General features: G+C 64.4%; 21 protein-coding genes and 1 tRNA gene. 8 read left to right on the forward strand and 14 right to left on the reverse strand.

Features of this window, described 5'->3' with window-relative positions; translation table 11 throughout:
- Positions 1–4: 4 nt before the first annotated feature.
- Positions 5–1,423, reverse strand: coding sequence for a circularly permuted type 2 ATP-grasp protein (locus IVB41_RS29315; protein ID WP_027518749.1), 1,419 nt, complete (start codon positions 1,421–1,423; stop codon positions 5–7).
- 277 nt (positions 1,424–1,700) lie between these two features.
- Here IVB41_RS29315 and IVB41_RS29320 point away from each other — a divergent pair, with 277 nt between their 5' ends.
- The 3 genes from IVB41_RS29320 (at position 1,701) to IVB41_RS29330 (ending at position 3,727) form a co-directional block, all read left to right on the forward strand.
- Positions 1,701–2,438 (forward strand): molybdopterin-binding protein, encoded by a 738-nt coding sequence (locus IVB41_RS29320; protein WP_027567758.1) that lies wholly within the window; start codon positions 1,701–1,703, stop codon positions 2,436–2,438.
- A 36-nt stretch (positions 2,439–2,474) separates the two neighbouring features.
- Positions 2,475–3,002, forward strand: a complete 528-nt coding sequence (gpt, locus tag IVB41_RS29325; protein WP_007602504.1) for a xanthine phosphoribosyltransferase — start codon at positions 2,475–2,477, stop codon at positions 3,000–3,002.
- A gap of 107 nt (positions 3,003–3,109) precedes the next feature.
- Entirely contained in the window at positions 3,110–3,727 is a 618-nt protein-coding gene (locus IVB41_RS29330) for a hypothetical protein (protein WP_247437624.1), read from the forward strand.
- A gap of 138 nt (positions 3,728–3,865) precedes the next feature.
- Here the strand turns inward: IVB41_RS29330 and IVB41_RS29335 are convergent, their stop codons facing one another.
- Positions 3,866–4,888, reverse strand: coding sequence for a methionine synthase (locus tag IVB41_RS29335; protein ID WP_035961417.1), 1,023 nt, complete (start codon positions 4,886–4,888; stop codon positions 3,866–3,868).
- A gap of 110 nt (positions 4,889–4,998) precedes the next feature.
- Between IVB41_RS29335 and IVB41_RS29340 the strand changes: the two genes are divergently transcribed.
- Both IVB41_RS29340 and IVB41_RS29345 read left to right on the forward strand, forming a co-directional pair.
- On the forward strand, positions 4,999–5,607 hold the full coding sequence (locus IVB41_RS29340; RefSeq protein WP_247362275.1) for a 2-hydroxychromene-2-carboxylate isomerase: 609 nt from the start codon (positions 4,999–5,001) through the stop codon (positions 5,605–5,607).
- Positions 5,607–6,584 (forward strand): NADPH:quinone oxidoreductase family protein, encoded by a 978-nt coding sequence (locus IVB41_RS29345; protein WP_247437625.1) that lies wholly within the window; start codon positions 5,607–5,609, stop codon positions 6,582–6,584. Before IVB41_RS29340 ends, IVB41_RS29345 begins: the two co-directional genes overlap by 1 nt.
- Before the next feature lie 105 nt (positions 6,585–6,689).
- On the opposite strand, the gene IVB41_RS29350 is transcribed toward IVB41_RS29345, so the two are convergent.
- The 8 genes from IVB41_RS29350 to IVB41_RS29385 all read right to left on the reverse strand — a co-directional run bounded on the left by IVB41_RS29350 (position 6,690) and on the right by IVB41_RS29385 (position 16,809).
- Positions 6,690–7,580: a crotonase/enoyl-CoA hydratase family protein gene (locus IVB41_RS29350; protein WP_027567763.1), complete on the reverse strand. Its 891-nt coding sequence runs from the start codon at positions 7,578–7,580 to the stop codon at positions 6,690–6,692.
- Between the two features lie 98 nt (positions 7,581–7,678).
- Positions 7,679–9,100, reverse strand: coding sequence for an amidase (locus IVB41_RS29355; protein ID WP_247438228.1), 1,422 nt, complete (start codon positions 9,098–9,100; stop codon positions 7,679–7,681).
- On the reverse strand, positions 9,093–10,265 hold the full coding sequence (locus IVB41_RS29360) for a M20 aminoacylase family protein (protein ID WP_027567765.1): 1,173 nt from the start codon (positions 10,263–10,265) through the stop codon (positions 9,093–9,095). The genes IVB41_RS29355 and IVB41_RS29360 overlap by 8 nt, the downstream gene beginning before the upstream one ends.
- 13 nt (positions 10,266–10,278) lie before the next feature.
- Complete coding sequence (locus tag IVB41_RS29365) at positions 10,279–11,784, reverse strand: M81 family metallopeptidase (RefSeq protein WP_247437627.1); 1,506 nt, start codon at positions 11,782–11,784, stop codon at positions 10,279–10,281.
- 212 nt (positions 11,785–11,996) lie between these two features.
- Positions 11,997–13,646 (reverse strand): ABC transporter ATP-binding protein, encoded by a 1,650-nt coding sequence (locus IVB41_RS29370; RefSeq protein WP_247438230.1) that lies wholly within the window; start codon positions 13,644–13,646, stop codon positions 11,997–11,999.
- A gap of 14 nt (positions 13,647–13,660) precedes the next feature.
- Complete coding sequence (locus tag IVB41_RS29375; protein WP_247287172.1) at positions 13,661–14,548, reverse strand: ABC transporter permease; 888 nt, start codon at positions 14,546–14,548, stop codon at positions 13,661–13,663.
- Between the two features lie 20 nt (positions 14,549–14,568).
- Positions 14,569–15,510 carry an ABC transporter permease gene (locus tag IVB41_RS29380; protein WP_007602533.1) on the reverse strand — a complete coding sequence of 314 codons (942 nt, stop codon included), beginning with the start codon at positions 15,508–15,510 and terminating at the stop codon, positions 14,569–14,571.
- A 168-nt stretch (positions 15,511–15,678) separates the two neighbouring features.
- Positions 15,679–16,809, reverse strand: coding sequence for a M20/M25/M40 family metallo-hydrolase (locus tag IVB41_RS29385; RefSeq protein ID WP_247437641.1), 1,131 nt, complete (start codon positions 16,807–16,809; stop codon positions 15,679–15,681).
- A gap of 279 nt (positions 16,810–17,088) precedes the next feature.
- Here IVB41_RS29385 and IVB41_RS29390 point away from each other — a divergent pair, with 279 nt between their 5' ends.
- A complete protein-coding gene (locus IVB41_RS29390) occupies positions 17,089–18,696 on the forward strand; it encodes an ABC transporter substrate-binding protein (protein ID WP_247437644.1) in 1,608 nt (535 codons plus the stop codon).
- Between the two features lie 243 nt (positions 18,697–18,939).
- Entirely contained in the window at positions 18,940–20,535 is a 1,596-nt protein-coding gene (locus tag IVB41_RS29395; protein WP_346770876.1) for a glycosyltransferase family 39 protein, read from the forward strand.
- Between the two features lie 204 nt (positions 20,536–20,739).
- Here the strand turns inward: IVB41_RS29395 and IVB41_RS29400 are convergent, their stop codons facing one another.
- Entirely contained in the window at positions 20,740–21,990 is a 1,251-nt protein-coding gene (locus IVB41_RS29400) for a multidrug effflux MFS transporter (RefSeq protein ID WP_027567771.1), read from the reverse strand.
- A 160-nt stretch (positions 21,991–22,150) separates the two neighbouring features.
- Positions 22,151–22,239 (reverse strand) — tRNA-Leu (locus IVB41_RS29405).
- Positions 22,240–22,428: 189 nt separating this feature from the next.
- Here IVB41_RS29405 and IVB41_RS29410 point away from each other — a divergent pair.
- Complete coding sequence (locus IVB41_RS29410; RefSeq protein ID WP_027567772.1) at positions 22,429–22,863, forward strand: hypothetical protein; 435 nt, start codon at positions 22,429–22,431, stop codon at positions 22,861–22,863.
- Positions 22,864–22,878: 15 nt separating this feature from the next.
- On the opposite strand, the gene IVB41_RS29415 is transcribed toward IVB41_RS29410, so the two are convergent.
- Positions 22,879–24,081: an FAD-dependent monooxygenase gene (locus IVB41_RS29415; RefSeq protein WP_247437648.1), complete on the reverse strand. Its 1,203-nt coding sequence runs from the start codon at positions 24,079–24,081 to the stop codon at positions 22,879–22,881.
- 19 nt (positions 24,082–24,100) lie between these two features.
- Positions 24,101–24,346, reverse strand: coding sequence for a zinc-finger domain-containing protein (locus IVB41_RS29420; protein ID WP_007602543.1), 246 nt, complete (start codon positions 24,344–24,346; stop codon positions 24,101–24,103).
- Between the last annotated feature and the right edge of the window lie 88 nt (positions 24,347–24,434).

A 24,434-nucleotide genomic window follows, 5' to 3' on the forward strand; every position in this document is an offset into this window, starting at 1 on the left:
CTCTCTACTCGTCCAGGATCCAGGTATCTTTGGTACCGCCGCCCTGGCTCGAATTCACCACCAGGGAGCCTTCCTTCAGGGCAACGCGTGTCAACCCGCCGGGCACGATCGTGGTGCTCTTGCTGCCGGTGAGCACGAACGGCCGCAGGTCGACGTGGCGCGGCGCAAGGCCGGATGCCGTGCAGGTCGGGCAGGTCGAGAGCGCCAGCGTCGGCTGCGCAATGAAGCCTTCGGGCTCGCGCTTGAGCTTTTCGCGGAAGGCTTCGATCGTCGCCTTGGTCGCGGCAGGACCAATCAGCATGCCGTAGCCGCCCGAGCCGTGCACCTCCTTCACGACGAGTTCGCTCAGATGGTCCAGCACATAGGCGAGGTCCTTCGGCTCGCGGCAGCGCCAGGTCTGCACGTTCTTCAGGATCGGCTCCTCGCCCAGGTAGAATTTTACGATGTCCGGCATGTAGGAGTAGATCGCCTTGTCGTCGGCGATGCCGGTGCCGACGGCGTTGGCGAGCGTGATGTTGCCGGCCGCATAGGCCGACATCAGCCCGGGCACCCCGAGCGCGGAGTCGGGCCGGAAGGTGAGGGGATCGAGGTAGTCGTCGTCGACGCGGCGGTAGATCACGTCGACCCGTTTCACGCCCTCGGTCGTCCGCATGAACACTTCGTTGTTCTTGACGATGAGGTCGCGGCCCTCGACCAGCTCGATACCGAGCTTGTCAGCGAGGAAGGAGTGCTCGTAATAGGCCGAGTTGTAGACGCCCGGCGTGAGCAACGCGACGGTCGGCTCGCCGGAAGCGCTTTGCGGCGCCACCGAGCGCAGGGCGGACAGCAACTCGTCCGGATAGCGTTCGACCGGCGCCACCCTGTGACGGGCGAACAGGTCCGGAAACAGCCGCATCATGATCTCGCGGTTTTCCAGCATGTAGGACACGCCCGAGGGTGTGCGCGCATTGTCCTCCAGCACGATGAAGTCCTCGGCATCGACCCGGACGATGTCGATGCCGGCGATGTGCACGTAGACGTCGTGCGGCACCTGCTGACCGTTCATTTCGGGACGGAAGACCGGGTTCTGAAAGATGAGGTCGTCGGGCACGATCTCGGCGCGGAGGATGTCGCGGCCGTGATAGATGTCGCGCAGGAACATGTTGAGCGCGCGCACGCGCTGCTTCAGGCCCTTCTCCAGCAGCGACCATTCCTTGCCGGACATGATCCGCGGGATCACGTCGAAGGGGATCAGGCGCTCCGTCGACTCGGAGTCCCCATAGACCGCGAAGGTAATGCCGATGCGGCGGAACAGGAGCTCGGCCTCCTGGCGGCGATATTCGAGCGCCTCGGGAGGCGTCTCCTTGAGCCAGCGCGCCAGCTCCTGATAGGCAGGGCGAAGGTCCCCACCGGGAATGTTCATTTCATCAAACGCGACTGCCATAGATCCCGACTTGTCTCCGCAAGGCGTTGCGCCATTCGACAGGCCGCGAGGCCTTGGTGAAGACCGCAACGTCCTGGCCATGCGGCAAGAGTGCATGACTTTCATGCGGTAGCAAGGGCCGGGCCAGCGCGATAAGCATGGGGAGAGGACATTTGCCGGGGATGGCCGGCGGCTTGCCTGAAAAAATGGCTGAGGACTGCTTATTTCGGCAGCAAAAGCGCGTGACTTCAACGTGTTACCTCGGCAAAGTCGGGCCGACAGGTGAGGGACTTGAGGTATGAGCGAGATCGTCACGGCGGGTATTCTGGTTATTGGGGACGAAATCCTGTCCGGCCGGACCAAGGACAAGAACATCGGCTTCATCGCCGAATACCTGACCAATATCGGCATCGACCTGAAGGAGGTCCGGGTCGTCTCCGACGACGAGCCCGACATCATTGCCGCGTTGGATGCACTGCGGCATCGCTACACCTATGTCTTCACCACCGGTGGCATCGGGCCGACCCATGACGACATCACCGCTGATAGCGTCGCCAAGGCGTTCGGCGTCGGCATCGACCATCACCCGGAGGTGGTGGCCCGTTTCCGCGAGCGCTGGAGCGAGCAGGACCTCAACGAGGCCCGCCTGCGCATGGCCCGCATCCCTGATGGTGCCGAGCTGATCCAGAGCGCGACCATCCTCGCCCCCGGGTTCAAGATCGGCAATGTCATCGTGATGGCGGGCGTGCCCTCGATCATGCAGGCGATGATGGACATCGTCTCGCCCAAGCTGAAATCGGGCGTGCGCATGCTCTCCGAATCGGTGCGCGCCAATGCGCGGGAAGGCGACATCGGCAGCCCGCTGCGGGCGATTGCCGCCCAACATCCCGACACCATCATCGGCAGCTATCCCTTCATGGATGAAGAGCAGAAGCCGAACACCAATCTGGTGGTGCGCTCGCGCGATGCGGACAAGCTCGCAGCCGCAATGGCGGCGGTGAAGGAAATGCTGGCGGGATTGAACATCACCCGCTAGCAACCTAGCTGCCGGCAGACGAAGCAGGAGACGACGATGGCTGGTGAAGCACCGGAATTAAGTGCGGAGGAACGGGCGGGCCGCCCCTTTCCGGTCTCGTGGGACCAGTTCCACCGAGATTGCCGGGCACTGACCTGGCGGCTCAATGAGGTTGGTCCGTTTCATGCGGTGATCGCGATCACCCGCGGCGGCCTTGTGCCGGCCGCTATCGTGGCGCGCGAGCTTGGCGTGCGCGTGATCGATACGGTCTGCATCGCCAGCTACGACCACGACAAGCAGGGCGACCTCAAAGTGCTGAAGGGCATTTCCGAAGACGTGATGAAGCTCGGCGGCGGCACCGGCAAGGGGCTTTTGATCGTCGACGACCTCGTGGATACCGGCAAGACCGGCAAGCTGGTGCGCGCGATGCTCCCCGACGCGCATTTCGCCACCGTCTACGCCAAGCCGAAGGGACGTCCCCTGGTCGATACCTTCATCACGGAAGTCTCGCAGGACACCTGGATCTTTTTTCCCTGGGACACCGCGCTGTCCTACCATCCGCCGCTTCGCGACGGGGCGGCGTGATTATCACCGTCATTGCGAGCGCAGCGAAGCAATCCAGAAATGTGTCCGCGGAAATAGTCTGGATTGCTGCGTCGCTTCGCTCCTCGCAATGACGGGCGGAGGCGACCATGCCCCTGCAAAACCGCGTCACGCCGACCGGCGAGATTATCGCGACACCGCACCGCGGCCTGTTCACCGGTAACCGCGGCATCATCCATGATCCCGCGACCAAGACGCTATTGAAAAAGCGCTGGTCGTCGCCGGCTTGGATCGTTTGCCTGTGTGAATTCCGCGGCTGGCGGCGGCCGGTGATGGCGCGACGGAGCTGGACCGAGCTGTTCTTTCTTGACGAAGCCACGGCCTTTGCCGCAGGCCACCGTCCCTGCTTCTTCTGCCGCCGCGATGATGCCAAGCGCTTTCGCGTTGCATGGGAGACGGGCAACAGTGCAAGCGGCATCAGCGCCAAGGCGATGGATGCCGTACTGCATCGGGAACGGCTCGATCGCGGCAAGAAACGGCTGCATGCGCTGCCGAGGCCGCTCGTGGAATTGCCGGACGGCGCGATGGTCCAACAGGGCGATGATTGCTTCCTCGTCGCGCAGGGCAGGACGCTGCTGTGGTCACCCGCGGGCTACGCCCCGCATAGCAGCGCCCTCGATCACCCGCTGTTGCTGACGCCGCCTTCCACCTTGCGCGCGATCATCGCTGGATATCAACCTGTGCTGCATCCGACCGCACGCCCCTAGCGCAGCGGCTTACCGTTTTCATCGACTGTCGTGCTCCACCATCGCCTCGCAATTGAGAAGCACGGAACGATCCTCACCGCACGCCGGCAGCGCGATCGCCGCAAGCGTCGCAATAACGAAAGCGGATCGGTCACAGCCTTAACCCAGCTTCTCGCGTGCCAGCGCGGCACCGGCCCCGAGCGCCATCAGCTTGGCTTCGGCGATCTCGCGCCGCATCGGCGCCATGCCGCAGTTGGTGGTGGCGATGATGTTGCTCTTGGGCACGAATTTCGACACTGCGTCGATCACCTGCACGACATCCTCGGCGGTCTCGACCGTGTCGCTGGCGACGTCGATCACGCCGGCCTGCACGATCTTGGACTTGAGCAGCGCGAGCAGGTCGAGCGGTACCTTCGAGTTGCGGCACTCGATCGCGACCTGCTGGATCGGGCTGGCGTCGATCGCGGGAAAGATCTGCTCGTACTGCCGCCATTGCGCGCCGAGCGTCTCCTTCCAGTCGGTGTTGGCCTTGATGCCGTAGCCGTAGCAGATGTGCACGGCGGTGGCGCAGGTCAGGCCCTGCGCGGCGCGCTCCAGCGCCTTGATGCCCCAGTCGTTGACCTCGTCCATGTAGACGTTGAACGCGGGCTCGTCGAACTGCACGAGATCGACGCCGTCGGCCTGCAGCGCCTTGGCTTCCTCGTTCAGGAGTTCGGCGAACGCAAAGGCCATCTTGACGCGGTCGCCATAGTAGCGATCGGCAATGGTGTCGATGATGGTCATCGGGCCGGGCAGGGTGAACTTGAGCTTCTTCCTCGTGTGAGCGCGGGCGACGCGCGCCTCGTCGGCGTGGACGCGGCTCTTCAGCCGGAGCGGGGCGACAACCTGCGGCACCATAGCCTTGTAGCGATCCTTGCGGATTCCCATCTCGACCTTGTGGGCGAAATCGATGCCCTCGATCTTCTCCAGGAATCCGTGGACGAAATGTTGCCGGGCCTGCTCCCCCTCGGTGACGATGTCGATCCCGGCATCCTCCTGCACTTTGACGGCGAGCATCGTCGCATCGCGCTTGGCGCGGACAAGCTCCTCGCCCTGCGATTTCCAGGGCGCCCAGAGCATGTTGGGTTCGGCGAGCCATTCCGGCTTCGGCAAGGAGCCGGCGATCGTGGTTGGAAACAGCATGGCGGCCCTCACGGCGGGTTATGATTGCGCCCCTTCCTGCCATGTCTTAACGTCGAGGTACAGAACAACAAAAGTCGCCTTGAAACCGGCGGCGCCGGACCGGAAACGCCATGATCGAATTCTTCTTCGACTGTTCCAGCCCCTGGACCTATCTCGCCTTCCACAACATCCAGCCGCTGGCCAGGGAGGTTGGCGCGGAGATCGTCTGGCGGCCGATCCTGGTGGGCGGCATCTTCAATACGGTCAATCCAAGTGTTTACGCGCAGCGTGAGACACCGGTGCCGCTGAAGGCGCGCTACATGAAAAAGGACCTTGCCGACTGGTCGCGCTCGGCCGGCCTCGCGATCAAGATGCCGCCGACGGTATTTCCGGTGAACAGCGTGAAAGCGATGCGTGGCTGCATCTGGCTCGGGCAGGACTCGGTGCCTTTCGCCACGGCGGTGTTCGAGACCTATTGGGGCGAGGACAAGGACATCTCGCAGGACGCGGTGCTCGCCGAGATCTGCAGGAAGGTGGGCGTCGACGAGCAGAAATTCTTCGCGGGCATTTCGGGGCAGGGGATCAAGGATCAGCTCAAGGCCAACACCGAAGAAGTCGTCGCCCGCGGCGGCTTTGGCTCGCCGACGATCTTTGTCGGCAAGACCGACATGTATTTCGGCAATGACCGCCTGCCGTTGATCCGTGAGGCGCTGCTGCGCGGCAAGGCGAGCGCGGCCTGATGGTGCGGGCTGTCGTCTGCCGCGCGCTCGGCGCGCCCGAAAAATTGCAGCTTGAAGAGTTTCCGTCGCGCGACCTGAAGCCGGACGAAGTGCGCGTCGCGATCCGTGCCGCCGGCCTGAATTTTCCCGACGTGCTGATGGCGGCCGGCGAATACCAGCTCAAGCCGGAGCTGCCGTTCACGCCGGGCGTGGAGGCAGCCGGCGACGTGACCGAGGTCGGCGCGGGCGCGAGCGGCGTCGCCGTCGGCGACAAGGTCATCGTCAAGATGCGGCACGGCGCTTTCACGGATGAAGCCGTGGTGACACCGTCGCAGCTCACACCGATGCCATCGACGTTCGACTATGCGGAAGCCGCGACCTATCTCGCCGGGCACGGCACCGCCTATCACGCGCTGATCGACCGCGGCCGGCTCGAGCCGGGCGAGGTGCTGCTGGTGCATGGCGCCGGCGGCGGCGTGGGCCTTGCTGCCGTCGAGATCGGCAAGATGCTGGGCGCGACCGTGATCGCGACGGCGTCCAGCGACGAAAAGCTCGCGATCGCCAAGGCGCGGGGCGCCGATCATCTCGTGCGCTACGACCGCGAGCCGTTTCGTGATGCCGTCAAACGGATCACTGACGGTCGCGGTGCCGACGTCGTGTTCGATCCCGTCGGCGGCGAAGTGTTCGAGAATTCGATGCGTTGCATCGCCTGGGGCGCACGGCTGCTGGTGATCGGCTTCACCGGCGGCATCGGCTCGGCGAAAACCAATCTCCTGCTGATCAAGGGTGCCAGCGTGCTCGGCGTGCGAGCGGGTGAAGCGGTACGGAAAAATCCCGCGCTCGGCGAGAGCAGGCTGAAGGCGTTGCTCCAATGGGCGGAAGAGGGCAAGCTCCGGCCTAACGTCTCGCACCGCCTGCCGCTGCAGGAGGTTGCGAAGGCGATGCGGCTGTTGCTCGACCGCAAGGCGATCGGGCGCGTGGCGTTGTTGATGGAGTGACGGTGTCGTAGGGTGGGCAAAGGCGCGTGAGCGCCGTGCCCACCATTTATCGGCAGCCGTGACAAGAATGGTGGGCACGCTTCGCTTTGCCCACCCTACGATGCCTTACTTGTACTCCCGCTCCGTCCACCACGGGAAATAATCCGGCATGTCGCTCGACACCTTGTTCTTGAACTGAGCCGGGCGCTTCTCCAGGAACGACACCACGCCTTCCTTCACATCGTCCGAGCGGCCGCGGGCGTAGATGCCACGGCTGTCGACCTTGTGGGCCTCCATCGGATCGTCGGCGCCCATCATGCGCCACATCATCTGGCGGATCAGTGCCACCGACACCGGTGCCGTCTTCGCCGCAAATTCCTTGGCGAGCGCGCGGGCGGTCGGCAGCAGATCATCGGGAGCTACGACCTTGCTGACGAGGCGTCCGGCGAGGGCTTCCTGCGCCGGGAAGACGCGGCCCGAATAGCACCATTCCAGCGCCTGCGAGATGCCGACGATGCGCGGCAGGAACCAGCTCGAGGCGGCCTCCGGCACGATGCCGCGCTGGGAGAACACGAAGCCGAAGCGCGCGGCGTCGGAGGCGATGCGGATGTCCATCGCGAGCTGCATGGTGACGCCGATGCCGACCGCGGGACCGTTCACCGCAGCAATCACAGGCTTGAGGCATTTGAAGATGCGCAATGTCACCTGGCCGCCACCGTCGCGCACCTGGGAATCGCTGTAGTCGACCTTGCCATCGGCAAAGCGCTTCACTGGCCCGCGCCGGGCGTCGCGATCGAACGTATCCGCGCCCGACGAAAGGTCTGCGCCCGCGCAAAAACCGCGACCGGCGCCTGTGACGATGATGGCGCGGACGTCGTCGTCCTTGTCGGCTGCGTCGAACGCGTCGATCAGCTCTCCTTGCATCTGCGCGTTGAAGGCGTTGAGCTTGTCGGGCCGGTTCAGCGTGATGGTGAGGATCTGCTCGGCGACATCGTATTTGATCGTCTCATACGCCATGGTGGTTTCCTTCCCTGTCCTGAATTCTGTCTCTAAGAGACGTCATGCATGAACGCCAGCGTCCGTCTTGTGCGGACTGGGCGTTTGTTGGCCAGGCTCTACTTCGCCGGCGGGCTCGGCCAGGGCTTCTGCGCCCCGCGCAGGCTCTCGAACGCCTTGGCCATGCCAAGCACGCCGATATCGTCGAAGCGGCGGCCGACGATCTGCACGCCGATGGGAAAACCCTTGGCGTCGAAGCCGCCGTTGATGGAGATCGCCGGATTCTCCGACATATTCCACGGGACGGTATAGGCGATGTGCTCGAACGGCTTCATGGGATCGTTGGTCGGCGAGGCCCACTCCGCTGGATAGCTCACGTTCGGCGCGGTCGGCGAGATCACATAGTCGAGCTCGCAGAACAGCTTTGATGCCGCCGCGCGGATTGCCATGGTCTGGTTGAAACCACGGATGACGTCGACGCCCGAGAGCTTCGCGCCGGACTCGCCCCACTTGAAAATGTAGGGCAGCACCTTTGCCTGTTCGGCGGGCGTCAGCTTCGACAGATCATCCCACATCCGTGCGCGCCAAAAGTTGTCGAGGCCGTCGAGCATCTCGCGCGTGAGGATGCCGTCGACTTCGGTGACGACGGCCCCTGCGGATTCGAACGCTTTCGCCGCCTTCACAGCGACCTCGCGCACCGGTTTCTCCAGCGCCAGGCCAACGCCGGGATCGAGCATCAATCCGATGCGGAGTTTGCGCGGGGATTTCTCCAGCCCCTTCCAGTTGAGGGGCTCCGCGGGCAGGCTCGTGCCGTCGCGCCGGTCGGGTTTCGCGATCGCGCTCATCATCAGCGCGCAATCGTCGACGGTGCGGGTCATGGGACCGGCGACGCGGCCGACATAGGCGGGATCGATCGGCACGCGTCCAAAGCTCGGCTTCAGTCCGACGAGGCCGCACCAGCCCGCGGGCAGGCGGACCGAGCCGCCGATATCGGTCCCGAGATGCAGCGGACCATAGCCGGCCGCGGCCGCGGCGCCCGCGCCGGCGCTCGAGCCGCCTGGATTTTTGGAGAGGTCCCAGGGATTACGCGCCAGCGCGTGGAAAGAGGACAGCCCCGAGGACAGCATGCCGTAGTCGGGCATGGTGGTCTTGGCGAAGATGATCGCACCGGCTTCGCGCAGGCGCGCCGCGGGTGGTGCGTCCTTCTCGGCCGGCACGAGCTCGACGCTGGCCGCACCCAGCGGCACCGGCACGCCTTTGGTCGCGATGTTGTCCTTCACCGTCACCGGCACGCCGTCGAGCGCTCCGGAGGGCTCGCCCCCGGACCAGCGGGCGGTCGAGGCCTTCGCGGCCTCGCGCGCGCCGTCGGGATCGAATGCATAAAGCCCGTTGAGGTGCGGCTCCCACGCGGCGACGTGCGCGAGCACGTCTTCCAGCACCTCGCTCGGCGAGAACTGCTTGGCGCGATAGCCCGCGATCAGATCGACCGCGGAGAGATCGTGCAGCGAGGTGACTTCCTCTTCGACACCCTTTTTATGCATGGGCACCCACCGGCATCCGGGTCTCGATGATCCGGGCGAACATGCTGGCACCGATCGGCAGAATCTTGTCGTCGAGCACGAAGCCGGGATTGTGCACGGGCACCGAGCCGTCGTGGCCGACCCAGAAATAGGCGCCCGGAATGGTTTGCAGCATGTCGGCGAAATCCTCGCTGCCCATCTTCGGCTGGGCGCGGGTGATCACGTTGGCGGGGTCGACGATGGTGCGCGCGACGTCTTCGACCACCTTGGACTGCTCGACCTGGTTGACCAGCACATCGAACGTGTCGCGGATGTCGACGTCGATCACGCACTGATAGGCGCTCGCGATGCCAGCGCAGATCGTGCGAATGCGTTCGCTGATCAGGGTGCGGACTTCTTTCGAGAAAGTGCGGATGGTGCCGCAAAGATGCGCCTCGCCGGGGATGACGTTGTACGCGGAACCGGCGTGAATCTGCGTGATCGAAACGACTGCGGCCTGCAGCGGCTCGACGTTGCGGCTGACGATGGTCTGGATCGCCTGCGCCAGCGTGGTCGCGATGATCACAGCGTCCTTGGAGCGTTCGGGCATCGCGCCATGCGCGCCGTAGCCGGTGATGCGGAGATCGAAGAAGTCGGCGCTGGCCATCGCGGGGCCGGGCAGGATCGCGATCTCGCCATGGTTCAGGTCGGGCGCGTTGTGCAGGCCGTAGAGCTCGTCGCAGGGAAACTTCTCGAACAGTCCGTCCTTGATCATCGCGCGGGCGCCGCCGAGACCTTCCTCAGCCGGCTGGAAGATCAGGTGCACTGTACCGTCGAAATTCTTGGTTTCGGCGAGGTAGCGCGCGGTGCCGAGCAGCATGGTGGTGTGGCCGTCATGGCCACAGCCGTGGAAGCGGCCGGGGATTTTGGAGCTCCATTTCAGATTGGTGTTCTCCTCCATCGGCAGCGCGTCCATGTCGGCGCGAAGCCCGATACGCTTGCCGCTCGAACCTTTGCCCTTGATGACGCCGATCACGCCGGTGCCGCCGAGACCGCGATGCACCTCGATGCCCCAGCTCTTCAGCTTGTCTGCGACGATGCCGGAGGTGCGCACTTCCTCGAAGCCAATTTCCGGATGGGCGTGGAGGTCGCGCCTGATGGCTGTGAGTTCGTCGGCATAGCCGTCGATGCGGTCGATCGTGGGCATGTGTTCTATCCAGTTAGCGTGAGGAGGGAGTGAAAACCGGGCCGTTCGGCTTGATGCGGATGCCCGGCCGCAGGCGCGTCCACGGCAGCGTAGCCGTGTCAGCGGGCATCGCGCCGGGGGCAGCGCAGATCATCAGCTTTTCCGCGATCGGCTCGAAGTCGGCGCGGAAGTGCACCGAGCTCTTGTTGACCAAAATCTTCTGTTCGGTTGGCTCGATGCCGACATAGCGGTACATGGCCTGGTCGGCGAGCTGCGCCTTGTGTGAGCTCACGACGATTCGGACGTCGCCGATGCGAAGGCAGGCGGACGGGCCCATCTCCATCTCGCGGCCGCCATAGTAGGGCCCGGGCGCGATGAAGCGGCCGTCGGAAAGTTTTTCGACGACGAAGGTCTCACGATAGGGCTCGTCGCCGGGAATGCCCGACTTGCCGCCGAGCGACAGCGTCACGGTGGCGCCGACGCCGGCTTCATGCGCGGCTTTCGCCGATGCCGGATCGTAGATCGCGCCCGTCGCAGCACTCGCCTTGTTGCGTACCAGCGCGCGTAGCATGCCGGTGGTGTCGGAATCGCCGCCGGCGCCGGGATTGTCCTGGGTGTCGGCGATGATGATCGGCTTGCTCGCGCCCTTCGAGAGTTCCATCGCGTGGCGCACGCCGTCATCGGGCGACCAGATCTTGCCGTCGAAATCGTCCTCGTGGCTTTCGATCAGCTTGACGATCGCATCGGCCGCGCGGTCGGCATCGGCTTGTGTCTTGCCATAGGCGAACACGCTCGGCCCGCAATCACGGAAATCGGCGGCGGGGAAGCCGGGCGCGAAGGACAGCGTCGGAACCGCGTCGCTCTCCAGCGCGGCAAGCTTTTCGTAGATGCCCTTGGTCGGCTGGTCGTTGGTGCACTGCCAGCTGATCGGAATCAGAAACGGCAATTGCCGGAAGGCCTTTGCGAAACGCTGCTTTGTCTTCAGAAGCAATGCGAGGTGTCGCGCGGAGGCACCGCCGGTCTCGGCCATGTCGACATGGGGATAGGTGCGGTAGGCGATCAGCGCGTCCGCATGCTCCATCATCTCGGGCGTGACGTTGGCGTGCAGGTCGAGGCTCGCGACCAGCGGAATGTCCTTGCCGATGACGCGGCGCACGCGGGCCAGAATCTCGCCTTCGCCATCGTCGAGATGTTCCGTGACCATCGCGCCGTGCAGATCGAGATAGACGGCGTCGATCGGGCCGGCGGCTGCGATGCCGTCGACCATCGTCTTGACGATACGCTCGAAGGCGTCCCTGGTGACATGCGCTGAGGGGCTGGCGCCGCAAGCGATGGTCGGGATGAGTTCCCAGCCGAGGGCCTCGGCGCTGTCGACGAAACCGGCGAGGCCGACATTGATGCGGCGCATCACCTTCAGCACGTCAGGTCCTTGCGTCATCGCCGGCCAGCCGCCGCCGTGCTGGAAGTCCGCGAACGTCGCCTTCGTCGGAGCGAAGGTGTTGGTCTCGTGCAGGAAGCCGCCGACGGCGATACGTGTCATCAACTCAAGTCCAGCAATTGAAAGTGCGCGACGTTAGCCCTGTGCTTGCGGCGAGAGCAAGCCGGGAAGCAATCGCGCCATGCATGGCGTCAAGCCGTTTTGGGAATGCTTGTCGCAACCGCCGTCATGGCGAACGCAGCGAAGCAATCCAGGTTGTCCCCGCGGAGGGATGCTGGATTGCTTCGCTGCGCTCGCAATGACGAGGAGAGAGACTAGGCGCCTGCCGCCAGACCCTCCGACACCGGCCGGAAGTTCGCAAAATCCCAGCCGCGGCCCGGCGCTGCCTCGAGCAGAGCTCTGGTGTACGCCTCCTTCGGATGCGTCAGCACTTCAGCGGCCGGGCCCTGCTCGACGACGCGGCCGTGCTGCATCACCACGACCTCGTCGCAGATCTGCGCTGCGACGCGCAGATCGTGAGTGATGAACAGGATGGCGATGCCGAGCCGCTGCTGGATCTCGTCGAACAGTTCCAGCACCTGCGCCTGCACGGAGACGTCGAGGGCGGAGACCGCCTCGTCCGCGACCAGCACGTCGGGATCGAGCGCGAGCGCGCGGGCGATCGCAATGCGCTGACGCTGGCCGCCGGAGAACTGGTGCGGATAGCGCGCGACCGCATCGGCGGGCAGGCCGACCAGCTCGAGCAATTCGCGGGCACGCTTCATTGCGTCGGTATGCGACACGCCGTAATTGACCGGGCCTTCCGCAATGCTTTCGCCGATGGTGACGCGCGGATTGAGCGAGCGGTAGGGGTCCTGGAATACGATCTGGATCTTCTTGCGATGCGGCTGCAACAGCCGCCGCGAGATGTCCGAGATCTCGCGGCCGGAGAGGCGGACGCCGCCGGAGGTCGGGTCGATCAGGCGGACGATGCAGCGCGCCACGGTCGATTTGCCTGAGCCGCTCTCGCCGACGATGCCGAGCGTGCGGCCCTTGCGCAGCGTCAGCGTGACCTTGTCGGCGGCGACGACTTCGCGGCCTTTACCGAAGAACGCGCGCTCGCGATAGACCTTGCCGAGCTCGTTGGCCTCCAGCACCACCGGTTCCTTGGTCTCGGGCCGCGCTGCGCGCGGCACCAGGCTCGGCACTGCCGAGAGCAGGTTGCGGGTGTACTCCATGGTCGGATTGCGCAGGATGGAATCCAGCGTTCCGGTCTCGACCAGTCGGCCCTGCCGCATCACCGCGACGCGGTCGGCGATTTCGGCGACCACGCCCATGTCGTGGGTAATGAAGAGCACGGCGGTGCCGTGATCGCGCTGGAGGTCGCGGATCAGTGTCAAAATCTGCTTCTGCGTTGTGACGTCGAGCGCGGTGGTCGGCTCGTCGGCGATGAGAAGCTTCGGTTCGAGCACGAGCGCCATCGCGATCATGATGCGCTGGCGTTGACCGCCGGAGAGTCGGTGAGGGTAGGAGGCAAAGATACGCTCGACCTGGGGCAGGCGCACCTGCTCCATCATGTCGAGGATGCGCTTCTTGCGCGCCTTCGCATCGAGTTTGGTGTGCGCGCGGAGAACCTCGTCGATCTGGCGACCGACCGGCATCACCGGATTGAGTGCCGTCATCGGCTCCTGGAAGATCATCGCCATCCGCGTCGCGCGGAGCTGCCGCAGGCGGCGGTCGGTCGCGGTGAGAATCTCCTCGCCGACCAGCTTGACGCTGCCGCCGGTCGGAATCAGCGTGCCCTTCGGCAGCAGACCCATCGTGGTCAGCGAGGTCACGGACTTGCCCGAGCCGCTTTCGCCGACGAGGCACAGCGTCTCGCGCTCATGCACCTGGATCGAGATGCCCTCGATGATGTTTGCAGCATTCGGCTTCTTGCCGACGGAGACGACGAGGTTGTTGATGTCGAGGATCGGGCTGGTCATCACTTGATCGGTCATCATTTGCCTTCCCGCTGCTTCATGCGCGGATCGAGTGCGTCGCGGGCGGCGTCGCCGATCAAATTGATGCTGAGGATGGCGATCGAGAGCAGCAAGCCCGGCCAGAAGATCAGCGTCGGCTTGAGCTGGAAGTATTGACGGCCCTCGGCCATGATGTTGCCCCAGGTCGGCGTTTCCGGCGAGATGCCGGCGCCGAGGAAGGAGAGGATGGCCTCTGTGAGGATCGCGGAGGCGCAGACGTAACTGCCCTGCACGATCAGCGGTGCGATCGTGTTCGGCATCAAATGCCGCCACATGATCTTTGGCAGGGATGTGCCGACCGAGATCGCCGCTTCAACATAGGGCTCTTCGCGCGCCGATAGCACGACCGAGCGCACCAGGCGTGCCACGCGCGGAACTTCGGGGATCGTGATCGCGATCAGCACGGTCCAGAGGCTGGCGCCGGACAGCGACACCACGGCGATTGCCAGCAGGATGCTCGGCATTGCCATCAGGCCGTCCATGATCCGCATCATGACGGAATCGACCAGCTTGAAGAAGCCGGAGACGAGGCCGATCGCCAACCCAATGACGATCGACATGATCGCCGAGCCGATGCCGATCAGAAGCGAAATGCGTCCGCCATACATGACGCGCGACAGCAGGTCGCGGCCATAGGCGTCGGTGCCGAGCAGGAATTGCGCCGAAGAGGGCTTCAGCCGCTGCGAGGGCGCAAGCTGGATCGGATCATACGGCGCGATCAACGGTGCCAGGATCGAGATCAGCACGACCAACGTCAGGCAGATGGTCGCCGCCGCGATGATCGGCGTCGAGGTCAGGAATCCGAAGCGCGGCCGCAGCGGCGACGTGATCGGGATGGAGGACTGGGGAAGGGTATCGACAGACATTATTGTTGTTATCCTTAGCCCTAGTACCGGATCCGGGGATCGAGCAGCGTGTAGGCGACGTCGATCAGGAGATTGACGACGACATAGATCAACGACGTCAGCAGGATCATCGCCTGGATCACCGGATAGTCGCGCGCCAGCACCGCGTCCACCGTGAGGCGGCCGATGCCGGGGATGTTGAACACGCTTTCGGTGACGACGACCCCGGAGATCAAAAGCGCAAAGCCGGTCCCGATCACGGTGATCACGGGCACGGCGGCGTTGCGCAGCGCATGGCGCATCATCACGGCGACTTCGTTGATGCCTTTTGCGCGCGCGGTGCGGACGTAGTCCTCGCCGAGCACGTCGAGCATCGCCGCGCGCGTCATGCGCGCGATCAACGCGATGTAGATAAAGGACAGTGCGCAGGTGGGCAGGATGATGCGCTCGAAGAACGGCCCAAAACCGTTCGAGATGCTGCGGAAGCCCTGCACCGGCACCCAGCGCAGGTCGATCGCGAAGACCTCGATCAGGATGTAGCCGACCACGAACACCGGCACCGAGAAGCCGAGCACGGACAGGCCCATCACGAAGCGGTCGATCCAGGTGCCGTGCTTCCAGGCCGCGATCACGCCCAGGGGAACAGCGACGATGACGGCAAGGATGATGGTCGACAGCGCAATCGAGATCGACGGCTCGACCCGCTGGCCGATCATCTTCATCACCGGAAGGTTGGAGATGAGTGAAGTTCCGAGATCGCCATGCAGCAGCTTGTTCAGCCAGGTGATGAACTGCACGATCAGCGGCTCGTTGAGGCCGAGCGAGGTCCGGATGCGCTCGAGCCGCTCCGGCGTGGCGTTGTCGCCGGCAAGAATCGCGGCGGGATCGCCCGGGGTGAGGCGGAGCAGGAGGAAGACGAACAGCGCCACCACGCCCATCACGGGCACGGCGGCGAGAATTCGGCGAAGGAGATATCCGAGCAAGTTGGATCCCGTCAGATTAGAGTCAAATCAGAGACAGCGGCTGGAGCCTGGGGTTCTGCCACCAGCCTAACATTTCAGCAATTCCCATGCCATCCGGGCCACCGTTTTTGCAGTGCGGTCAACTTGTTTCGGTGATCTGGCCGGGTTTTGGCGATGTGGCTCGCGCCGTTACTCCAGAGTCGCGAGCAGCCCCGCCATCAGCCGGCCGCGTTCGACCAGACTTCCAACCTCGATATACTCTTCGAGCGTGTGGCCGTTGCCGCCACGCACGCCCAGGCCGTCGAGAGTCGGGATGCCCAATGCGCCAGTGAAATTGCCGTCGGAGCCGCCGCCGGCGCTCGCATGCGGCAGTTCTGCGCCGAGCGATTTGGCGATCCCGCGCGCCTTTTCATAGAGCGCCATGGTGCCAGCATCGGGCTCCCAGACCGGACGTGTCACGCCGCGCGTCACATTGAAGGTGACGTCATTGGTTGTACCGGAGAGCGCCAGCATCCTCTCGACGCCGCGATCGAGGTCGGCCTGGCGCTTGGCCATCGAGAGCGCTTCGCCGGTGGCGGTCGTGGCAACGCAATTGACCCATTGACCCCCGTGCACGACTCCGACGGAGAACGTGCAGTCCTCGCCCGTCATCGCGTCGATGGCGAGGATTTGCCGCGCCATCTCGCGGATAGCAGAGCGGCCCGCCGACAAGGTCGCGCCGGCGTGGCTGGGCCGGCCGGTCGCCTCGAGATTGAAACGCGCGATGGCATAACGTCCGGTGGTGACGCCGTTGTCGGCGCGGCCGGGCTCGGGCACCAGCACATATTTGTTGCGCGCGGCTTCCGCCTCGATGATATCGCGCGTGGAGGGTGTGCCGACTTCCTCGTCGGGCGTGAACAGCACGGTGATCGGCAGCGGCGTCGTGAACGAGGCGCGGGCCAGTTGGCGGATCGCTTCCAGCGAAAGATAATTGCCGCCCTTCATGTCGTAGATGCCGGGTCCGTAGCACTTGCTGCCCTCGCGCCGCCATTTCAGCTTCTCGATGGTGCCAGTGGGGTGGACCGTATCCATATGTCCGGCAATCAGGATGCCCGGCTCGCCTTGCTTCGGATGCGGAAAGCGTGCGCGGATCACGCCGCCAAAACCCTGACGACCGGCGATGCGCTCGATCGTCGCACCCATGATCGCCATCTCCCGCGCTGCGATATCGAGCATGCGGTTCACGGCGCTCGCGTCCCAGGTCGGGCTTTCGCATTCCACCCAGCCGCGCAGGCCCTGGAGCATCGCTTCGGAATCGAAGGGAAGATTGGCTGGATTCATCTCAATGTCTCTCGAATGTCTCTTGGGCTTCGGAACATGGAACGCGCATTGCATCGGCGCGGGGCAGGACAGGCGGAGAGCGTTGTAGAGCCAAACCGATCGTTGTGGAGCCCGTGCGCGCGCCGCTTGGGCTTGCAGCGAAACCGGATTGACGCGCTCGGCACTGTCTGCAACTCTCGAAAAGATAAAGGCATTGCATGAGGTTAGTTCGCCTAAAGAACGAACCGGATGCTCAATCAATAACCTGCCTTTGAACAGTTTCACGTCAGGAGAACATTTATGTTTAAGTTGATGCGCCGGGGGCCTCGCGCGTTCGCCTCCAAACTTGCGCTGTCGGTCGTCGCGCTTTCAACCGCACTGGCCTCGCCGGTGCTTGCGGCCGGCAAAACCATCACGGCGGTGATGCATTCGGATCTGCGCATCATCGATCCGATCTTCACCACCGCCTACATCACGCGCGACCATGGCTACATGATCTACGACACGCTCGTGGCGCCCGATTCGAACTTCAAGATCCAGCCGCAGATGGCGGAGTGGAAGATCTCCGACGACAAGCTCACCTACACGTTCACGCTGCGCGACGGCCTGAAGTGGCATGACGGTGCGCCGGTGACGGCGGAGGACTGCGTTGCCTCGCTCAAGCGCTGGGCCGCGGTCGACGGCATGGGCCAGAAACTGCTCGACTTCACCGCGAGCATCGAGGCGACCGATGCCAAGACCATCACGCTGAAGCTGAAGGAGCCCTACGGCCTCGTGCTCGACTCGATCGGCAAGCCGTCCTCCCGCGTTGCCTTCATGATGCCGAAGCGCCTGGCCGAGACGCCGCCGGACAAGCAGATCCCCGAGCAGATCGGCTCGGGTCCTTTTAAGTTCGTGCAGTCGGAATTCCAGCCGGGCGTGAAGGCGGTCTACGTCAAGAACACCGATTACGTGCCGCGCAAGGAGCCTTCGAGCTGGACCTCCGGCGGCAAGGTGGTGAAGGTCGACCGAGTCGAGTGGATCACCATGCCGGACTCGCAGACCGCGGTGAACGCGTTGCAGTCGGGCGACATCGACTTCGTGGAAAACCTGCCTTACGACATGCTCCCGCTGCTGGAAGCGAACAAGGAGATCACGATCGAGGTCTCGAACACGTTCGGTTTCCAGACGCTCGGCCGGATGAACTTCCTTTATCCGCCGTTCGATAATGTTAAAGTGCGCCGTGCTGCCTTTCTGGCGATAAACCAGAAGGACGTTCTCGACGCGCTGGTCGGCAACGCCAAATATCAGAAGATCTGCGGCGCCTTCTTCGTGTGCGATACGCCATTCGCGACCGAGGTCGGTGGCGAGACCCTGGTGAAGGGCAACGGCATGGCAGAAGCCAAGAAGGCGCTCGCCGAGTCCGGTTATGACGGCACCCCGATCGTGATCATGGCCCCCGGCGATGTCACGACGCTGAAGGCGCAGCCGATCGTTGCGGCTCAGTTGCTGCGCGAGGCCGGCTTCAAGGTCGACCTGCAAGCGACCGATTGGCAGACGGTGGTGAGCCGCCGCGCCAGCCAGAAGCCTCCGAAGGAGGGCGGCTGGAACATGTTCTTCACCAACTGGGTCGCGGCCGACGTTTCCAACCCGATCGCCAATCTCTCGATCGGCGGCCAGGGCAAGAAGGGCTGGTTCGGCTGGGCCGAGAACGCCAAGATCGAAAAGCTCAAGGACGACTTCGTTCGCGCCGCCTCGCTCGACGATCAGAAGAAGATCGCCGCTGACATCCAGAAGGAAGCCTATGAGCAGGTGATTTACATCCCGCTGGGGCAGTATCTCCTGCCGAGCGGCTGGCGTAAATCGCTGACCGGCGTGCTCGACGGTCCCGCGACCCCGCTGTTCTGGAACGTCGACAAGTCGGAGTAGGGCGAAGGCTCTTTCTTTCGTCCGAATCATCATGCGGCGCCGCTGTCATCAGCGGCGCCGTTGTCGTTTGTCGATCTTAGTCTTTTGTCGACCTTGCGCCGGCTGAGAAGGCGGACGTTTTCAATCTTTTCCAGTTTCCAATCATTGCTATTTGTTTCCGTACTGAACTAGATGTGCCGTTCTTGCGCATCACCTTCCTTCCTCCATTTGATTCCAGTGCCGATCGATTTTGCATTCCAGGCGATGGCCGAACGGTCCGATCGCGCGCCGGCGCGATGGCGCCGCCCATTCCTGCGTTGGCTCGATGGCGTCGAGACGGGCTGGGCCGTGCCGCTTCTCATCGCCTGCTTCGTCGCGATCTGGACACTCTATCTGGCGGTCGCCTATGCCGGCGGCGGTCTGCACCCCGATACGCTGGAGGCCTGGACGCTGGGGCGGCATTTCGCGTGGGGCTACCCCAAGCATCCGCCATTGACCGGCTGGGTTGCCGCGAGCTGGAGCGCCATCTTTCCGCTCAGCGAGTGGTCGCTGCAATTGATGGCGATGACCAATGCCGGGCTTGCGCTGGTCTTTGTCGACCGGATCGCGCGGCAATTCGTGACGGGGCACAAGCGCGTCCTGGTGCTGTTGCTCCTGATGCTGACGCCGGCCTATCAATTCCATGCCCAGCGCTTCAATGCCAATGCGGTGCTGCTAGCCGTTTGGCCGCTGGCGACCTGGTGCTTCCTGCGCGCATTCGAGACCCGCTCGGCGTCGTGGGCGATCGCCGTGGGGGTCACGACGGCGCTGGCCATGGCCGGCAAATATTATTCGATCTTCCTTGTCGCGAGCTTCACGTTTGCCGCGCTGGCGCATCCGGCGCGACGCGCCTATTTCACGTCCGCCTCGCCCTGGATCTCGGTCGTCGTCGGGCTTGCGGCGCTGTCACCGCATGTTCATTGGCTCGCCACGACGGGGGCACCGACCTTCACCTACGCGCTGAACCATGCCAACGGCACTGCGGTGAGCTCGCTCGGTGAGGCCAGGAACTTCCTTCTGGGGCTGTTGGCGGCCATCAGTGTGTCAGCCGTCAGCTGGATGTTGATCGCTGGCACGCGGCTGAAGCAGTTTCCGGACGATTTCGCGGCGATGAATCCGGGCCTGCGGCTCCTCTTTTACGTTGCCGTCGGCACGATCGCGCTGCCGGTCCTGGTCTCGCTCACGATAGGCACCGATCTGCCGTCGCTCTGGGCTTTGCAGGGATTGTTTCTGTTCGCCATTCTCGTGGTCTGCGGCACAAATTATCCGATCGAGCGCTTTTACATCGTCAACCTCACCTTGATCGTGGCCGGCGTTGCGCTCACGGCCGTCCTCGTCGCCGCGCCGATCCATGCCGTCTACCGCAACGATCACGGTTACGAGGAGGGGCGCAATTTCTATGCGGAGGCGGCCAGCGAATTGACACGCGAGTGGCGCGAACTGACAGGCGAGCCGCTCGCCGCCGTCAGCGGCGACGATGCGCTGGCCTTCGCGTTGGCCTTCTACAGCCCGGACCACCCGCACTACGTGCAGCCGTTCGAGGATCAATATCCCGGGGGGTTGCCGGGCAAGACGACGCTGGACCGCGGCTGGGCCGCGCTCTGCTTCCGCGATCAGGATGATTGCAGCCGGTGGATGGACGGGGTGGCCGGGCGTGCCGGGCACTTCGTCAGACGGGAATTTATCGTCCAGGCGCAGCTATGGGGCCGGCCCGGTCTCACGCGGGAAGTGGTTGTGCTGATGGTGCCGCCCCGTGGAAGCGGCGCGGCACCCGAGGGCGTCGCGGACGATTTCAGCGCCAGCAGGCGCGCAACGGAATAGACGTCTTGCTCAACAGTGGCTGTCGCGGACCCGCTCGAGCCCTTCACTCGCGAATGGCACGGTGAAGGCGGTCGTTTCGGCGTTCGACGGCGTGCGTTCCGTTTTCGCCCGCTCCGCGGCGTCGTGGTCTTTACGGTGTTTCGGTTCCATTGAAGCGCCTTTTCAAATTGTTGCAGTACAACATCGTGAGCGCCGCGAAGTTCCTCACCCGATGGCGCGCTGATGCGGCTTGAACAGCCGTCCCCTCTCCACCACCAGCACGATCGCGAGCGCGGCGAGTGACGACACGAAGAAGCCGACCGAGAACGGCAGCAGCGTGCCGTCGAAGCTTTGTCCGATCGCCATGCCGACGGCGATGCCGATCAGCGTGGTGATCGAGCCGTAGAGCGAGGACGCCGTGCCGGCGATGTGGCCCTGCGGCTCCATGGCAAGTGCGGTGAAATTGGCGACCATCATGCCGAACGAGAACATCATCAGCGCCGAGAGCACCATGAACAGGGGAAGCGGCAACGCGCCGAGGCTTTCCGTCAGCAGCATCACACCCGCCACGGCGGTGTAGAGCGTCAGCGCGCCGTGCGAGATCACGCGCATGCCGAGGGTTCCGACGAATCTTGCGTTGAGGAAGCCGGCAATGGCGGTGCCGGCCGCGATCGCGGCGAAGGCGAGCGGAAAATAATGGCCGAGGTGATAGATGCCGACAAACACTTGCTGGGCCGAAAATACGTAAGCGAACAGCGCACCCATGACGCTGCCGGCGGCGAGCGCGTAGCCGAGAGTTTGGCGATGGGTCACGGTTTGCCAGTAGGCCGTGAGCACGTCGACCGGCGCGAGCGACCTGCGTTCGCTCTCAGGCAGGGTCTCCGGAAGCCGCAGCACCGACCATGCGAGCGCGAGCAGGCCATAGAGCATCAGCACGACGAAGATGCCGCGCCATTGCGTCACCAGCAGCACCGCCTGTCCGAACGAGGGGGCGATTACGGGGACGGCGATGAAGATCATCATCGCAAGCGACATCACGCTCGCCATGCGGCGGCCGACGTAACAGTCGCGCACGATCGAGGTTGCGATCACGCGCGTCGCCGAGGTGCCGAAGCCCTGCAGTGCGCGCGCCAGCAGCAGTGTCTCGAACGACGGCGCGGCAATCGCCAGCACGCTCGCCATCGCATAGACCGCCATCCCGCCGAGCAGCACCGGGCGGCGGCCGAAGCGATCCGACAGCGGTCCCATGACGAACTGGCCCGCGCCAAAGCCAATCAGGAAGGTCGACAGCACCAGCTGAAGATGATTGGCGACGGGGATATTGAAGGCCGCCCCGATATTGGGCAGCGCCGGGAGCATCATGTCCATGGCAAGCGGATTCAGCGCCATGATCGACGCGATCACGATGACGAATTCGGGAAAACCCATGGGGCGGTGTCCCGAGGACACCCAATCGTCGGCATTGACGTCGGACAAGTAGCTCACCTCTGATTTGAGGCCCTTGTCTAACTCCGATGCTGCGATGCACAAGCGATGATTCGGGATGGCTGGCAGGCGGTGCAGGAGCAGACAGGAATTGATGAGGTATCAGCGCTCGCGGCAGCGGCGCTCGGTGGGATCATCCGCGCAGCTCTCGTGGTGCGGGCAGCCGGGGTCGAACCGGCACAGCGCTTGCGCGCCGAGGGATTTTAAGTCCCTTGCGTCTACCAATTCCGCCATGCCCGCTTGATCCAACGAGATCAATCGCTTAAGTCCCTTGCCGGCGGTCTGGAATTGGCGTTTGCAGGCCGGAGGGGCGGTTCTTCCTTAGGCGAGCCGGCGGCACAAGGCAAAGCCTCAATCCGGACATCTGTTGTTGCTTTAGGCATTCTCAATCGACGGGGACTATTCATCCGACATGTCAGCTTTGATTCGATGTCTGCTTTGACCCAATATCGCCTGCGCACGTGCTGCGTGGCCGCCGCGCTGCTCGCGGCCGGCTTCGCGCAGTCCGGCTGCGCCGGCATGAGCGAGACGGTCGCTCCGGCGTTTGCCGATCCCGGCAAGTACGAATTGTACGATTGCAAGCAGCTCGAAGGCGAGCGCAAGTCGCTCGCTAGCCGCACCATGGAGTTGCAGAGGCTGATGGACAAGGCACAGACCGGCGCGGGCGGCGCCGTCGTGTCGGAGCTTGCCTATCGCAACGACTACGTCGCGGTCCGCGGGCGGGCGCAGATGGCCGAGGACGCTTGGCGCCGCAACAAGTGCCGGGAAACGCCGCCCGAAGAGAAGCCGGCCGCTGCGCCGGCGCCCGCGGCCAATCCTGGCCCGATCAAGCCTGGCCCGAAATCGACAAGAGCAGTGCGCTGAAACCAGCGCCTCGCATCAGGGGCGCCAGCCGTAAATCCAGTCCTGCCGTGCCAGCATGCGTTCCGGGCCGAGGGCGCGGACCGCAAGATCGCGCGCGTATGCGAGCGGCTCACCGAAATGGTAGATGCGGCCTTGCTGCCGCGCGGTCCGCTGCACCCGCCGCACGCGCGTCTGGCGCGTACGCCCGTATTGTCTCAGCGCAGCTGTGATGCCCGCGGTGCTCTCGGCGATCTCAAGGCTCAAATGCTGCGCGAGCACCGCGGCGTCCTCGATCGCCATGCCGGCGCCCTGCGCCGCAAACGGCAGCATCGCATGCACGGCGTCGCCGAGCAGCGCGACCGGGCCTTTGCTCCAGGGGCAGTCGTCGGGCACGTCGAACAGCGCCCATTTCCGCCAGCTATCGACCGTGGCGAGCATCATGCGCGCCGCGGGCGGCCAGCGCGGCGCGGCGAAGGCATCCATCACCTCGAGGGGATCGCCGGGCGTGCTCCAGCCCGGTCTGTTCCAGGTGCCCGGCAGCACCGCGACCACGTTGATCTGGCGTCCGCCCGCGATCGGGTAGGCGACGAGATGGGCATTCGGGCCCATCCAGAGCTGGACCCGGCGCGCGGTGTAGTCCTTCGGCAGCTGCGTGGCATCGAGCGTGCCGCGCCAGGCAATCAGCCCGGAGAAGCGCGGCTGCACCTCGGGAAAGAGATGCTGGCGCACCGTCGACCAGATGCCGTCCGCGCCGATCAGCGCACTGGCGAGATCGCTGCGCCGGATCGTGCCGCTGCGATGGACGACCGTCAGCCCCTTGGCGTGAGGCGCGACGTCTTCGAAGGTCGCGCCGAGTTTCAGATCGATATCGGGATGGTCGGAGACTGCGCCGGCGAGTGCGGATTGCAGGTCGGCGCGGTGCACCACCCAATAGGGGGCGCCGGCGCGCGCGGCGGCGGCTTCTCCCAGCGGCATGCGCAAGAGTTCGCCGCCGGCCCGCGCGCTCATGATCGAGACCGCCTCCGGGATCACGGCACGCAGCTTGAGGCGCTCGGTGAGGCCGAGCTCGACCAGCACGCGGCTGGCATTGGGAGAGAGTTGCAGACCGGCGCCGACTTCCTCGAGCCGCTCGGCCTTTTCCAGTACGACGATGCGGAAGCCGCGGGCCGCGAGCGCAAGCGCAGCCGTCAGTCCACCTATGCCGGCACCGGCGATGACAATTGTTCGGGAGAGCGCCACCCCTGACCGATGGAAGCGATCAGGCGACCTTGTCCTTCAGGACGCATTCCGGCGGACGGGCTTCGCCCGCCTTCAGGTCGGCGGCGAAACGGTACAGCGTCGAGCAGTAGGGGCAGATGATCTCGTTGTCGTTGCCGAGGTCGAGGAAGACGTGCGGATGATCGAACGGAGGGTTGGCGCCCACGCACATGAACTCTTGCGAGCCGATTTCGATGACGGGGACACCGGCATCGTTGTGGAAGTGCGGGACGACATGGTCGGACATCGTACTCATCCTGGAGTGGCAATGGCGGCAGACACAATCACGACTGACGCGGCATTATTAAGGCGCCGCGGACCATACTGGTGGGTGT

The organism is Bradyrhizobium sp. 44 (genome assembly GCF_023073095.1).
GTDB lineage: Bacteria > Pseudomonadota > Alphaproteobacteria > Rhizobiales > Xanthobacteraceae > Bradyrhizobium.

Bases quoted from the DNA above. Each gene is read 5' to 3' on its own strand.
- IVB41_RS29315 (WP_027518749.1), bottom strand. From the start codon at position 1,423: ATGGCAGTCGCGTTTGATGAAATGAACATTCCCGGTGGGGACCTTCGC.
- IVB41_RS29320 (WP_027567758.1), top strand. From the start codon at position 1,701: ATGAGCGAGATCGTCACGGCGGGTATTCTGGTTATTGGGGACGAAATC.
- gpt (WP_007602504.1), top strand. From the start codon at position 2,475: ATGGCTGGTGAAGCACCGGAATTAAGTGCGGAGGAACGGGCGGGCCGC.
- IVB41_RS29330 (WP_247437624.1), top strand. From the start codon at position 3,110: ATGCCCCTGCAAAACCGCGTCACGCCGACCGGCGAGATTATCGCGACA.
- IVB41_RS29335 (WP_035961417.1), bottom strand. From the start codon at position 4,888: ATGCTGTTTCCAACCACGATCGCCGGCTCCTTGCCGAAGCCGGAATGG.
- IVB41_RS29340 (WP_247362275.1), top strand. From the start codon at position 4,999: ATGATCGAATTCTTCTTCGACTGTTCCAGCCCCTGGACCTATCTCGCC.
- IVB41_RS29345 (WP_247437625.1), top strand. From the start codon at position 5,607: ATGGTGCGGGCTGTCGTCTGCCGCGCGCTCGGCGCGCCCGAAAAATTG.
- IVB41_RS29350 (WP_027567763.1), bottom strand. From the start codon at position 7,580: ATGGCGTATGAGACGATCAAATACGATGTCGCCGAGCAGATCCTCACC.
- IVB41_RS29355 (WP_247438228.1), bottom strand. From the start codon at position 9,100: ATGCATAAAAAGGGTGTCGAAGAGGAAGTCACCTCGCTGCACGATCTC.
- IVB41_RS29360 (WP_027567765.1), bottom strand. From the start codon at position 10,265: ATGCCCACGATCGACCGCATCGACGGCTATGCCGACGAACTCACAGCC.
- IVB41_RS29365 (WP_247437627.1), bottom strand. From the start codon at position 11,784: ATGACACGTATCGCCGTCGGCGGCTTCCTGCACGAGACCAACACCTTC.
- IVB41_RS29370 (WP_247438230.1), bottom strand. From the start codon at position 13,646: ATGACCAGCCCGATCCTCGACATCAACAACCTCGTCGTCTCCGTCGGC.
- IVB41_RS29375 (WP_247287172.1), bottom strand. From the start codon at position 14,548: ATGTCTGTCGATACCCTTCCCCAGTCCTCCATCCCGATCACGTCGCCG.
- IVB41_RS29385 (WP_247437641.1), bottom strand. From the start codon at position 16,809: ATGAATCCAGCCAATCTTCCCTTCGATTCCGAAGCGATGCTCCAGGGC.
- IVB41_RS29390 (WP_247437644.1), top strand. From the start codon at position 17,089: ATGTTTAAGTTGATGCGCCGGGGGCCTCGCGCGTTCGCCTCCAAACTT.
- IVB41_RS29395 (WP_346770876.1), top strand. From the start codon at position 18,940: ATGGCCGAACGGTCCGATCGCGCGCCGGCGCGATGGCGCCGCCCATTC.
- IVB41_RS29410 (WP_027567772.1), top strand. From the start codon at position 22,429: ATGTCTGCTTTGACCCAATATCGCCTGCGCACGTGCTGCGTGGCCGCC.
- IVB41_RS29420 (WP_007602543.1), bottom strand. From the start codon at position 24,346: ATGTCCGACCATGTCGTCCCGCACTTCCACAACGATGCCGGTGTCCCC.